The organism is Pseudomonas sp. AU11447, assembly GCF_001672555.2.
In the GTDB taxonomy this organism is placed as follows: Bacteria; Pseudomonadota; Gammaproteobacteria; order Pseudomonadales; family Pseudomonadaceae; genus Pseudomonas; species Pseudomonas nitroreducens.
Window position 1 is genome coordinate 148,359 of the sequence record NZ_LZDG02000073.1, and the last position, 13,589, is coordinate 161,947.

Sequence of the window (13,589 nt, forward strand, 5' to 3'; positions counted from 1 at the left end):
GGTTTTATACCTGCTGCGCGGTGGCGAGTTTCTGGAAGTTGGCGTTCTCGATGCGCTCGATCTCATCCGGCTGGACGTAGTAGTCCACGTCGGTGATGTAGCTGCGCACGATGACCGAAGCGATCATGCCGACGAAGCCAACACCCACCAGCCACCAGATGTGCCAGATGGCGGCGAAGCCGAAGAGGAAGGCGAACACGGCGATGGAGAAGCCAGCGGCGGTGTTCTTCGGCATGTGGATCGGCGCGTAGGCCGGCAGCTTGCGGTACGCGGTACCGGTCTGCTTCATGTCGTGGAACGCGTCGATGTCGTTGACCTTCGGCAGTTCGGCGAAGTTGTAGTACGGCGGCGGCGAGGAAGTGGACCACTCCAGGGTACGGCCACCCCACGGGTCGCCAGTCAGGTCCGCCAGTTTCTCGCGGTTCTTGATCGACACCAGCAGTTGGATCAGCTGGCAGGCGATGCCGAGGAAGATCAGCACGGCGCCGAAGAAAGCCACGACCAGGTACGGCTTCCACATCGGGTTGTCGTAGTGGTTCAGGCGACGGGTCATGCCCATGAAGCCGAGGATGTACAGCGGCATGAAGGCCATGTAGAAGCCGACCAGCCAGCACCAGAAGGAACGCTTGCCCCACTTCTCGTCCAGTTTGAAGCCGAAGGCTTTCGGGAACCAGAAGACGAAGCCGGCCAGGTAGCCGAACACCGCACCACCGATGATGGTGTTATGGAAGTGGGCGATCAGGAACAGGCTGTTGTGCAGCAGGTAGTCAGCGCCCGGGATGGCCAGCAGAACGCCGGTCATGCCACCGATGGTGAAGGTGACGATGAAGCCCAGGGTCCACAGGATCGGGGTGTCGAAGCGCAGGCGGCCACGGTAGATGGTGAACAGCCAGTTGAACAGCTTCACCCCGGTCGGGATGGAGATCAGCATGGTCGCAACGCCGAAGAAGCCGTTGACGTCGCCGCCCGAACCCATGGTGAAGAAGTGGTGCAGCCAAACGGTGAAGCCGAGGAAGGTGATCGCGGCGCTCGCCCACACCATCGAGGTGTAGCCGAACATTTTCTTGCCAGCGAAAGTCGCGGTGACTTCGGAGAAGATACCGAAAGCCGGCAGGATCAGGATGTACACCTCAGGATGGCCCCAGGCCCAGAAGAGGTTGATGTACATCATGGCGTTGCCGCCCAGCTCGTTGGTGAAGAAGTGCATGTCGAAGTAGCGGTCCAGCGACAGCAGGCCCAGGGCCGCGGTCAGGATCGGGAACGACGCAACGATCAGGATGTTGGCGAAGGTGCAGGTCCAGGTGAAGATCGGCATCTGCATCAGCTTCATGCCGGGGGTACGCATCTTGAACACGGTCACCAGGAAGTTGATGCCGGTGAGCAAGGTACCCATACCCGATATCTGTAGCGCCCAGATGTAGTAGTCCACACCCACGCCCGGGCTGTAGGCCAGCTCGGACAGCGGCGGGTAGGCGACCCAGCCGGTACGGGCGAATTCACCCAGGCCCAGCGAGACGTTCACCAGCATGGCGCTGACGACCAGCAGCCAGAAGCTCAGGGAGTTCAGGAAGGGGAACGCCACGTCGCGCGCGCCGATCTGCAGCGGCACGGCCAGGTTCATCAGGCCGGTCATGAAGGGCATGGCCATGAAGATGATCATGATCACGCCGTGAGCGGTGAAGATCTGGTCGTAGTGTTCCGGCGGCAGGTAGCCGTGGTTGGCGCCCTCAGCCAGCGCAAGCTGGCCGCGCATCATGATGGCGTCGGCGAAGCCGCGCAGCAGCATGACCAGGGCGACGATGATGTACATCACGCCGATTTTCTTGTGGTCGATGGACGTCAGCCATTCGGTCCACAGGTAGGTCCACTTGCGGTAGTAGGTGATCGCGCCGAACACACCGAGGCCCAACAGGGCGACGATAGCCAGCGTGATGACGATGATCGGCTCGTGATACGGCACGGCCGACAGTGTCAGTTTCCCGAACATCTGCGGTTACTCCTGGCTCGGATTCATTTGCATGCCCTGCATGCCTTGCATGTTGCTCATGTCGTGGCCCGCCATGGCGGCCTCTTCATGCGCTTCGCCGTGCTCGCCCTTCTCGGCCTGCTCTTTGGCCTCATGGGCCTTGGCCATCGCATGGCCAGCGTGTTCCCACTTGTTCAGCACGTGGGAGAACAGCTCGGGGCTGACGGTTGCGAAGTAGGTGGCCGGGACGTTCTCGGTCGGTTTCACCAGCTCCGGGTATTGCTCCAGGTTCAGGGTCTGCTGCGAGGCCTTGACCTTCGCAACCCAATCCTGGAAGCCCTGCTCGGAGGTGGAAATGGCCTTGAACTTCATGCCCGAGAAACCGCCGCCGCTGTAGTTCGCGGAGATGCCGTCGAACACGCCTTCTTCGTTGGCGATCAGGTGCAGCTTGGTGAGCATCCCGGCCATGGAGTAGATCTGGCTACCCAGCTGCGGGATGAAGAACGAGTTCATCACCGAATCCGAGGTGATCTGGAAGTTCACCGGGGTGTCTTTCGGGAAGGCGATTTCGTTGACGGTGGCGATACCTTGGTCGGGGTAGATGAACAGCCACTTCCAGTCCAGCGAGATGGCCTGGATGGTCACCGGCTTGACCTCGGAGTCCAGCGGACGATACGGGTCCAGCTTGTGGGTGCTCTCCCAGGTGATCCAGCCGAGCACGGCAATGATCAGGCAGGGAACCAGCCACACCACCAGCTCGATCTTGGTCGAGTGCGACCAGTCCGGCATGTAGGTGGCCTTGGTGTTCGAAGCCCGGTATTTCCAGGCGAACGCAAAGGTCATCAGGATGACCGGCACCACCACGATCAGCATCAGCAAGGTTGCTGTGATGATCAGGGACTTCTCGTCGGCGCCAACCTGCCCTTTCGGGTCGAACAGCGCCATGTTGCAACCACCGAGCATCAGCATCGGCAGCCACGCCAGTCTCTTCAAAATTCCTGTGTACTGCTCTTTTTTCATCTTGCGGCCTTAGTGGATGAAAATCGCTTCACCGCCCATGAGCCTTCGCCACGCATCGCTCGACGACTCGTTACCCGCGACCTTTCCAGGTCGCCTGCCAGGGCTGTCATGGATTCACGAATGCGGCCGCAAGGATTCCAGGCAAAGGGAGGTCGCCCGGTCTTCGCGATGCGAAACCGATTTCGTCAGCTGATTCGTTCCGTGAGTATTCAGCGTGTGGTGTCTGGACTGGCGGCCTGTTAAAGCACGCGCGTCGCACACCGATTGCACGAGCGGATTGCCCGACTCGTCAGATGACAGGAGCCCACCGATGGCAGCCCCCTGTTGTTATGCCGCTGCACCGAAGGGTGAACACTGGCCATGATCTGCGTCAGTGCGACTCAGCGATTTGGGGGTAGGAAATGGACGGCGGGTATTACAAAGCATTTCAGAAACGCCTTTCAAGGCCCCAGCCTCCCATTTTTAACAAGATATTTTCTCAAACCAGGAAACAGTCTCGAGCGTTCCCTGCTCGACCAGCCAGTCGAACACAGGCGCCCTGCCCCCTGCCCATAGCAGTTATCCACAGCCCTTTGATGGGCTGCAGACGCCGTAGCAAAGGGGCTACAGGCCAGATGCAAATGCCGAGAGAGGGAGCGGCGCACGCTCGGGCAACGCCCCGATCAATATTGCAGTCACGGTTATTTTCGAGGGGGCGGAGGGGGCATTCTGCATTGCGACATATCGCCGCATCGAAGCGGTTTGCTGCGCTCAATCAATGCAGGTTGTTTCCGGATAAGCCTGCGAGGATCGCGATTCGCCCCGTTATTCTGCCCACCATCAAGGCGCTGCCCCTTGGAGTCGAAAGCACCTCTTCGTTGCTTAAAGAGGCGCATCTCCTCACCGGCACAGCATTGCCCGCGAATGACAGCATGAATCCGGCAATCACCGCTGCACAGCCGTGTGATCCTCGCCCATGGCAAGCCATGAAAGCAGCCCACTGGCTTCCGAGCGAATCTGCAGATCGGCCGACTTGCTGGCATAGAAGTTGTCGATCGACTGGACCTGCCCCGAGTAATAATCGTTCTCCGCAATCAGCACATCCAGCAAGGTACGCTTGCCCAGGTGATACCACTGGTCATAGAACATCTTGCGCACACCGTCGGACTCCGACAGCAAGGACTCGAACTCGCCAATCCGGGAAACAGCAAGATCACGCTGCTCTGCCAGATTGCGAATTTGGTACTCCGCCTCGCGACGGGTAGTCTCCATCTTCTGTTCGGCAGCATCGGCGCGCTGGTAGGCGGCGCGCTGAGCAGCCCTCCCCGAGCCGCCCTGGAAAGCGTTCCACTGCACGGCAAGTCCGGTGGACCACGGCTCATTGCTGCTCAATACGTCATTGCCGGTATTGCGTCCGACTACCCAATTGAGCGCCGGAAGCTGCGAGGACTTGACGGACTCGGCGTTTGCCCGCGCGGCATCCATTTCCCAGCGGGCCTGCTGAATCGCCGGGCTTTCCTGCATCTCGCTCAGGGCTCGCTCCAGGTTAATCCGCGTCCACTCCCACTTCACGCTGGCAGGCACCGCCACGTCCTCACCAACCAACTTGGCCAGGCTGGTCTTCACTTGCTGCAGCTTGGCCTGCACGTTGGCGCGAGAAGTCTCCGCCTGAAGCAGACGAGCGCGCGCCTGGACGACTTCGCTGCGTCGCCCAGGGTCGACCTGGGAAATCTGCGACAGCATGTCCACCAGTTCACGCATGCGCGACACATAGCGATCGGTAGCCGTCAGCGCTTCCTGCTGGTGGCTGAGCTCCAGCAGAGAAGCAACGGTGTTGTAGGCGACTGTAACCCGCGCCTGCTCCACCGCTTGCTCCTGGGCGCTCGCAGTCTTGCTGCGACTGTCGATGGTGTTGCTGATCGCACCGAAGTCATAGACCGGCGTCACCACCTGAATTGACGTCCCCGAACCATCACCTTCGCCTTCCTGCTTCTTGGAGCGGAGGGTCGGCGAATTCAATCCCAACTGCACCTGGGGCCAGCGTGCGCCCTTCGCCTGGTCCACATCGCTATGTGCTGCATCCAGCGTGGCAGATGCCTGTTTCATCTCCGGGCTGATGCTCAGAGCGATGCCGACCATGTTACGGAGGTACTCAAGGGTCGACAGTTGCAGGCCAGCGCCATCCGTCGAGCTTGAATTGCTAGCCAGGGCCACCGGCAAGGATAGGTCCACTGGGCTGGAGGCCGGAATCTTCTTGCCGGCAGCTGGCACAGGAGCGGTTGGAGCGATGACATTCGAGTCGATAGACCTGGCCGCCACGGACGGCGCTGCGGCAGTATTGGCATTCGTAGCGACACTCGCGGCAGGCTTGGTTTGGAAGCTCAGCAGCTCGCCATCGTCATCAGCCGCCAGTGCAGCAGGAGCTGAAACGGTCGAGAGCGAAGCCAGAGCGACGGCAAGTGCCGAGCCATTGAGCCAGGCACGCTTGCGCCCGAGTTTCAGGGGTTTACGCGGTTTCATTTCATCATCTCTCGCGGAACGCCTCGCGTGCTTTGAGCGCGGGCTTGAGTAGGTAGTCCAGGATGGTTTTTTCGCCGGTGCGAATGTCCGCGATCGCGGTCATGCCCGGGATGATCGGAAAATGTTTCTCGCCCTTGACCAGCTCGGCCTGGTCGGTTCGGATCAGCACTCGGTAATAGGTATCCGGGCGCCCCTGGCGAGCCTTTTCGTCATCCTTGATGGTGTCAGGGCTAATGAGCTCGACCTTGCCCTTGAGGCCGCCATAGATGGCGTAGTCATAGGCCGAGATCTTCACGGTCGCAGGGAGGCCGGGGCGCAGGAAGGCAACGTCGGCGGGCAGGATCTTCGCCTCCACCAGTAACTGATCCTCCAGCGGGACGATCTCCATGATGTCGTCGCCCTGGCGGATCACGCCGCCAATGGTGTTCACCCGCACGTTTTTCACGATGCCCTTCATCGGCGAAGTGATCGTGGTGCGCTTCATCACGTCCTCGCGCCCGGCAAGGTTCTCGACAGACTGGGCGAGCTCGCTTTCCGTGCGAGTCAGGTCGGCGTTCGCATCCGAGCGGTATTTGTTGCGTCGCTCGCTCATCTGGATGCGCAGTTCGTTGGCCGCACGACGCATGCGCAGGATCTCCACATCCGAGATCAATCCTTTCTTGGCCAACTGCTCCGAAACCGTCAGCTCGCCTTCAGCCAGCGACAGGCTCTTCTGCAGCCCGGTGAGTCCTTCGTCGAGCATCTGCCGACGCGCGTTGAAGGCCTCGGTCTCGGAGTCGACGATCGAAGGAACCGCTTTCACGTCCGCCGGAAAACTCAGCTTCTGCCCATAGGCCTCAGCACGCAGGCGGACCAGTTGGCCCTTTAGTGCCAGCACCTTGGACTCCGTTTCGCGGAAGCTCGCGCCGGCGCGGGTCGGATCGATTTTCAGGAGCACCTGGCCGGCTTGCACCACATCGCCCTCGCGGACGTTCATCTGCTCGAGGATGCCGCCTTCCAGGCTCTGGATGACCTGCTCGCGACTGGAAGGAATCACCTTGCCCTCTCCGCGGGTGATCTCCTCCACGCGAGCGAAGTAAGCCCAGATCAGCGCTCCGCAGAAGATCACCCCGATCAGCAACAGGAGAATCGTGCTGGCAGTGGTTTTCTGGGAGATCAGTGCCGCCTGCAGGTCTTCTACGTAAGCCATGTCGTTTTCACGCAGGCGCGCCACTTCCTTGGCATAGGATGCAACCGGTTTTGCTGCACTCTTGGCGGCCGGCACACTCGGTGACGCACCGGTCGGCGCTACCGGGACCTTGATTGGAGAATCAGTCATGTTGGGCTCGTCAGGAATAGACCGCAGCCTTGCTTGGCTCGGTCGGGGATTGGTTGGATTGCAGGGCGCGCAGCACTTCGTCCTTGGGACCATCGGCAACGATCTGGCCGGCATCCAGGACGATCAGCCGATCGATCTGCTCCAGCAGCGAGAAACGGTGGGTCACCACCACCAACGTGCGGCCTTGCGTAGCCTGTTCCAGGCGCTGCAGGAACATCCGTTCGGTCTGCATATCCATGCCACTGGTGGGCTCGTCCAGCAGCAGCACCTGCGGGTGCAGCAGCAGCGAGCGCGCCAGGGCAACCAGTTGTCGCTGCCCACCGGACAACGCCTGCCCCATTTCCCCTACCGGACGATCGAACCCCAGCGGGTGGCTGCTGGCCACGGACGCCAGACCAGTCAACTGCACGACGTGAATCAGTTCTTCACTGGTCGCCGACGGGTTGCCAATCAGCAGGTTTTCCCGCAACGAGCCATAGAACAGCCGCGCGTCCTGCCCTACGAAGCCCACTGCCGCACTCCAATCCGCCGGATCGATCTGTTCGGCATCAATGCCGTTCATCAACACCTGGCCTTCCACCGGCTGGTACAGCCGAGCGAGTACTCGTAGCAGGGTGGACTTGCCACTGCCGATACTGCCGACGATGGCTACACGCTCACCGTGTTTGATATTCAGGGTGATGTTGTTCAACACGGTCGGCGCGGGCTGCATCGGCGGCGCCGGGTAATGGAACTTCACACGACGCAGTGACAGGGTCGCGTCTTGCGGTGCCTGCAGGTACCGCCGGCTGTTCTCACGAACCGTCGGGATTTCCATCAGCTGGTTCAACGACTTCAAGGCCGTCTTCGCCTGCTGGTAACGCACTGCCAGGCCCACTGCGCTTGCCAGAGGCCCGATAGCACGGCTGGTCAGCATGACCGTACCGATCAATGCCCCCTGGGTCAGGTCGCCGTCAGCAATCCGGTACACGCCCCACAGGACCAGAACCACGGTAGTAACCTGGCTGATCAGAGAGATCGAGTTACTGGCCAGGTTCGACAGTGCCTTGGTCTTGATCGACGAGGCTGCCAGTTGCGCGCTGAAGTCTTCCCAGCGGCGCTGCATGCTGCCCTCGGCATGGGTTGCTTTCAGCGTCTCTACGCCTTCAATTGCCTCGATCAGCAACCCGTGCTTCTGGGACGCCTCGCGCAGGTTTTCCTTCATCAGGCGCGACAGAGGCAGTTGGATGTAGGTGCAGACGCCAAGCAATACGATCATTGCCCCCAAGGGCACCAAAGCCAGCGGGCCGCTGATCAGGAACAACACAAAGATGAACAGTAGGCAGAACGGCAAGTCCGCCAACGTTGCGAGCGAGGCGGAGGTGATGAAGTCGCGCACCGACTCGAACTCGCGAAACTGGTTGGCGAAGGAGCCGGCCGATGCAGGCTTGTGCTCCAGGCGCACCTCCATCAACTGGCGGAACAGCTTGGCGCCTAGGATCAGGTCGGCCTTCTTGCCGGCGGAATCGAGCAAGTAGGCGCGGGTCTGCCGCGAAGTGAACTCGAAACCGATCGCCACCATCACGCCGATTGCCAGCGACCAGAGTGTGACGAAGGCCTGGTTGGGTACGACGCGGTCGTACACGTTCATGATGAAAAATGTGCTGCACAGCGCCAGGATGTTGATCAGAAAGGTCGCCAGTGCCGCGCTGTAGTAATAGCGGCGATAGCTCCACAAGGTGGAGAACAGCCAGTGCGCCTGACCCTCCCCCTGGGGGATCTCGGTACGCGCATCCGGGGCAGCCTTTGGCCGCACCAGCAGCGCATAGCCCAGGTAGTTTTCCTGCAGTTCCTCCGCACTTAGCGTCATGCTGCCGCCGCCCGCCTCAGGCACCACCAGCTCGAACTGCTCGCCACGACGGGCCACCAGGATGCGCGCCTCACCGTTCTTGAACAGCAGCATCAGCGGAAACAGGTAGGACGACAGCTCAGCCGGACGGCGCTTGACCCAACCGGCACCGATGCCAGCCTGCTCCAGCATGCGCACCACCAGGCTCGGCTTCAGGCGCTGGCCGCGTGGCAGACCGGCGTACAGGGACTCGAGAGTCGCGGGCTTGTCGTAATGGGCGCAGAACCATTGCACCCCCGCCAGCAGACTGTCGTTCTCGGAAGAAGCGCCCAGATCCACGGTGGCGGAAGGGGATAACGCAGAGGGATTCATCAATGCACCTACGATGAGGAAGAAAAGGCATGCGCATGGTAGAAACGGCCCGTTTCGCGCGGCATAGGAAAAGCCTGATTGATCTGACGTATCTTTCTGTCTACCGACAGACCAGGGCATCGATATCGCCATCCGGCTGGAAAAGGCCGTAGGAACGAGCGGAGACGGGACGGGGTCGGCAAGCGCCGCGGGGGAAGAGAGAGGGGGCAGAACAGAACCGCCGGGACCAGGCAAAGCCCGGTCCCGGCGGATACAGGATTACCGCTTAGGTGTCGCCACGCACACCGAGAATCACCAGCTCAACGCGACGATTGGGTGCGTTGCAGGCAATGCGCTGCTTACGCGAACCGCTATCACATTGCACAACGGGCTCGCTGCTGCCACGCCCGCTGGCCTGCACCAGGTCGCTCTGGATACCCAGTTCGACCAATGCACGGCGGACGGTCTCCGCGCGCGCCAACGACAAGCGCTGGTTGGCCTGGGCATTACCAATCGGATCGGCATGGCCCACGACCTCGATGCTCTCGATGGCCTGAGTCTGGCTACCGATCTGCTGGGCGATCTTGTTCAGTTCCGCATGGCCCTGAGCGGTCAGGTCTTTATAGGAACTCTTGCCGAAGTTGAACAACACATCGCTGCGCAGGCTCAACTTGGTCGCTGACTGGCACGGCACGGCGGCGCTGGCGCGATTGAGTACATGGGTCTGAAGGCGCAGGCCTTGCAGCTCCTGCTCGGCAGTCGAGCGAGCGAGCGCCGTGGGGACCTTGCTGGCACCACCCGCCGGGGCCTTGAGGAAGTAGCTCTTGCCACCGGTGAACTCGGCATAGGTTCCAGGATTGCGTTTTCCGGCGTACAGCGGTGCATCACCCTCGTAGGCTTCCAGTGAGTGACGGCCGGGAGCAAGGCAGAACACGGTGTAGCCTCCCGGCATCAACGCGCTTTGCAGTTCGCCATCGACATACACGTGATCCGCCTCACGGCCTTCGCCAAGGGCGCGATAAAGCACGACTTGAGCCTGTTCCGGTACCGCATTGGGAACCGGGCTGTAGGTGTTGCCGTAGATTGAATCGTTTTGCGCCAGGGCAGCCGAGGCGAAACCCAAGGCTACCACCAGGGCACTGAAGCTGGCGCCTTTGTGCAAGGGGCTGAAAAGAGAAAATGCCATTTGAAATACTCTCCAAACCCTCGCCGCTTGCACGGCGAGGTTTGCAATTGAACGGGAGGTGAGGCTGGAGCACGGAAGATTCCGCACTCCAGCCAGGGCTTAGGCGATCTGGTGTACTTGAACGTGGTCCTCGACCCACAGCTCACCAGTACCCGAGCTGTACACCTTGTAGGCATGACCATCGCTGCCGGTGGCGCTCGACTCGGTCCAGTCGACCCCGGTCTTGACTAGGTCGACGTTGCCGCTGGAGTCGCCATTGACTACCAGTTGCTTCTTGCCGTCCTTGAACATCAGGTCGGTTTCACCCATCCGCAGCACGTCGTCCAGCTTGACCGTCAGGCTATTGCCACCTTGCCCCAGGTCGAACTTTTCGAAGCTGATCACTTTGGTTTTCATGACCGACAGATTGATGTCCAGGCCTTGGCCATCGAACACCAGGGTGTCAGTGCCCGAGCCGCCGTTAACACCCAGGAAATCGGTGCTGACGATATGGATGAAGTCGTTGCCCTCACCGCCGTTGGCATAGTCCATGGTGCCGATGTTGACGATGGTGTCATTGCCAGCCCCACCCAGTAGGTAGTCATTGACCGGGTTGCCATGGTCGTCCTTGCCATCCGCCACCAGGTAATCATCACCATTGGTGTACTTCTTGGTGAACGAGTCGGAGGAGGAGTAGTAGACGTACATCGCTCCCGAGTCGTTGGCCGTGAAGTCGGCGTTGTAGGCACCCGTGGCGATATCCGCCATGCCATCGCCGTTCCAGTCGCCCATGGCCACGCCGTTACCCATTTCATAGCCGGCACCTTCGCCATACAGCACGAAGCCCTTGCTCGGATCGTTGACAACATCCTTGATCGACCAGATGGCTGGCAGACCATGCTCGGTGCCATAGACCACGTACACCGCACCGGCGTTATCGCCGTTACCCATGCCAGGGCGGTCGGCATAACGCGCACCGATGATGAAGTCATCAATGCCGTCGCCGTTGATATCGCCACCTGCACGGATACTCACGCCGAACCATTCGTCTACGGTGCTCTGCGTCCACTTGCCGGTGGCTGCGTTGTAGGTCGCCTTCTCGTTGAGGATGAGCGAGCCGACACTGGAGTCGAACGTCGGGTTGGTGTTGAACTGCGACGGTACACCGACGGTATTCAATGCATCGAGGTTGATATCGCTGGTGTAACCCCCCGCCTTGCCATAGATGACCCACACGCGGCCCGGGTCGCCCGGCTCCGAGTAAGGCGCACTGATCGCAAAGTCACCAATGCCATCGCCGTTGATATCGCCCAACGCAGTAATGGTGTTGGTCGAGTAGTCCTGGCGCGTCGAGCCAAGCCACTCGTAGTGCTGCGCATTGATGCGGATGCCCTGATCCAGGGTCAGGTTGTTCAGGTCGAGCGAAGCCCCCAAACCACCCTCTTTCCCATAGACCAGGTAGGCGGTACCCGCGGAAGCACCGTAGCCCTGCGACATGATGTTGTTGGCACGCGGGTCGGCGATCACGAAATCGTCGATACCATCGCCGTTGACATCGCCGACATTGTTGATCGAGTCGCCAAGGTCGACCCCATTCACCTGCGACGAGTTAGTGACCGTGCCAGTGAACGAGTTGATGATCATCGTGCCGTTCACGCCAGCCGGGAAGTGCGCCCAGGTCTGGTTGGAGCCGGTACCAGTGGCCGGGTTGCTCCAATCCATGGCGATGTTCTTGTTGACACCGGCGCCGCCGTACAGAACGTAACCAGCACCACTGTTATTCGGACCCGCCTCGCGGTTGCCGAACAGCAGGTCCGAGTAGCCATCACCATTGAAGTCGCCACCACCACCGACACCAACACCGTTCCAGCTGTCGTTGCCTGGCGCAGAGGGGTTATTGGGGTTGACGCCCGAGTTACGGATCACGAAACCATGGGTATTGTCGCCAGCATCGATGGTAGCCAGGTCCACCGTGCCTGTACCCCAGCTGTTGTTCGGCCCGCCAAAGATCACATAGATCTTGTCCGGCCAGTGCGAGGAGATGATGACGTCCTTGTAACCGTCGCCATTGAAGTCCCCCAGCGCGTTAATGCCGGTACCCATGATGTCGCCGTTGTAGGCGCCGGCAAAGAAGATGCCCTGGTCAGGTCTCAGGTTGGTGATGGTGTTCTGGTCCAGCACCGGCAAGCCGTTCTCGCCGCCGAACAGAACCCATGCACCACCGTTGTTGACTCGACCCAAGGTATCGGAGTTACGTGCGGACACCAGAAGGTCATCGTAGCCGTCGCCGTTGAAGTCACCGATGTTGACTACGTCCCAGCCGAACTCAAAGCCTGCCTGCTTGGCACCGTAATAGTGCTGCGGTGAATCCTTGGTGATGGTCAGGATGTCGTTCTTGCCATCCAGCGAGCCAACATAGCTCGGCGAAGCGGTGACACCGGACGCCGTCGTCACCACAGCCTTCAGCAGGTAGTCGCCTTCGTGCAACGACCACAGGTCGGCGCTCCAGGTACCATCGCTGTTGACCTTGATGCCTTGCCCGTAAATATCCTCACCGGGATCGATCTGGTTGTTGCCGTTCTTGTCCCAGAACAGCGTGACGGTAAGATCCTCGAACTTGTGACTCCCCGCCTGCACCGTACCGTTGATCGTTGGCGTCATGATCGAGGTGATGTTATCGGTGTTGGACACGCCGTTGTCGCTGGCGGGATCCAGGGCGAAGGTCACCTTGTTGGTCGGCTGCGAGTTGTCGATGACAACCTGCTGAGTCGTCACCTGACCGGCAATACCCGCCTCGCTGACGACGCGCGCCTCGAAGGTATAGGTACCATCCGCCAGGGACACAGACCTGTTGTCATAACTCCAGCGCAAACGATCATCGCTGAGGGTGGCGTCCTTCCAGGTTACCCCTCCGTTTGTGGAGAACTGCACCTTCTGCCCAGACTGCAGCGCACTGTCGATTGTGCCGTTGATCAGCAGCGTACGGTCTTGAGTGACGAAGTCATGGTCAGAGAAACCGGTATCGTCGGAGATACCTGTAATGGTGGCGAAATTAGTCGGCGTCGTCCCATCCAGTATGATGCTGTACTTCGCACTCGGGGCGGTGACATTGCCTGCGGGATCGGACTCCACTGCGGTTAGGTCATTCAGCCCCGACACCAGCGCAATCACAGGCTGCATCGACCAATGGCCACTTACATCCACGATGGCCGTGCCGATCCGATGGTTATCGGTACTGTCCTTGGCATACACAGCGATAGTATCCCCGGCCGTGCCGGTACCACTGATCACCGGACGGAAATCGTCAGTGATACCACCATTGAGAATGTTGCCGGTGGCATCACCCACACTGTCCAGCACGCCAGTAATAGCCAGCTTGCTGTAGTCCGGCGGGGTGTAGTCGGTGGTGAGGCTGAAGACATCCGACTTGATGCTGGTGTTG

At 60.3% G+C, this 13,589-nt stretch carries 7 protein-coding genes; all 7 read right to left on the bottom strand.

What is annotated here, in order from left to right; genetic code table 11:
- Positions 1 to 4: 4 nt before the first annotated feature.
- Complete coding sequence (cyoB, locus tag A6723_RS25785; protein ID WP_054910359.1) at positions 5 to 1,987, bottom strand: cytochrome o ubiquinol oxidase subunit I; 1,983 nt, start codon at positions 1,985 to 1,987, stop codon at positions 5 to 7.
- Between the two features lie 6 nt (positions 1,988 to 1,993).
- Positions 1,994 to 2,986 carry a ubiquinol oxidase subunit II gene (gene cyoA / locus A6723_RS25790; protein WP_054910358.1) on the bottom strand — a complete coding sequence of 331 codons (993 nt, stop codon included), beginning with the start codon at positions 2,984 to 2,986 and terminating at the stop codon, positions 1,994 to 1,996.
- A 924-nt stretch (positions 2,987 to 3,910) separates the two neighbouring features.
- Positions 3,911 to 5,485, bottom strand: a complete 1,575-nt coding sequence (locus A6723_RS25795; RefSeq protein WP_082450830.1) for a TolC family protein — start codon at positions 5,483 to 5,485, stop codon at positions 3,911 to 3,913.
- 4 nt (positions 5,486 to 5,489) lie between these two features.
- On the bottom strand, positions 5,490 to 6,749 hold the full coding sequence (locus A6723_RS25800; RefSeq protein WP_306304370.1) for an HlyD family type I secretion periplasmic adaptor subunit: 1,260 nt from the start codon (positions 6,747 to 6,749) through the stop codon (positions 5,490 to 5,492).
- A 64-nt stretch (positions 6,750 to 6,813) separates the two neighbouring features.
- Complete coding sequence (locus A6723_RS25805; protein WP_082450824.1) at positions 6,814 to 9,003, bottom strand: type I secretion system permease/ATPase; 2,190 nt, start codon at positions 9,001 to 9,003, stop codon at positions 6,814 to 6,816.
- Between the two features lie 265 nt (positions 9,004 to 9,268).
- A complete protein-coding gene (locus tag A6723_RS25810; protein ID WP_054910356.1) occupies positions 9,269 to 10,168 on the bottom strand; it encodes an OmpA family protein in 900 nt (299 codons plus the stop codon).
- A gap of 99 nt (positions 10,169 to 10,267) precedes the next feature.
- On the bottom strand, positions 10,268 to 13,589 hold a 3,322-nt coding region (locus A6723_RS25815; protein WP_064979887.1), incomplete at its 5' end, for an Ig-like domain-containing protein.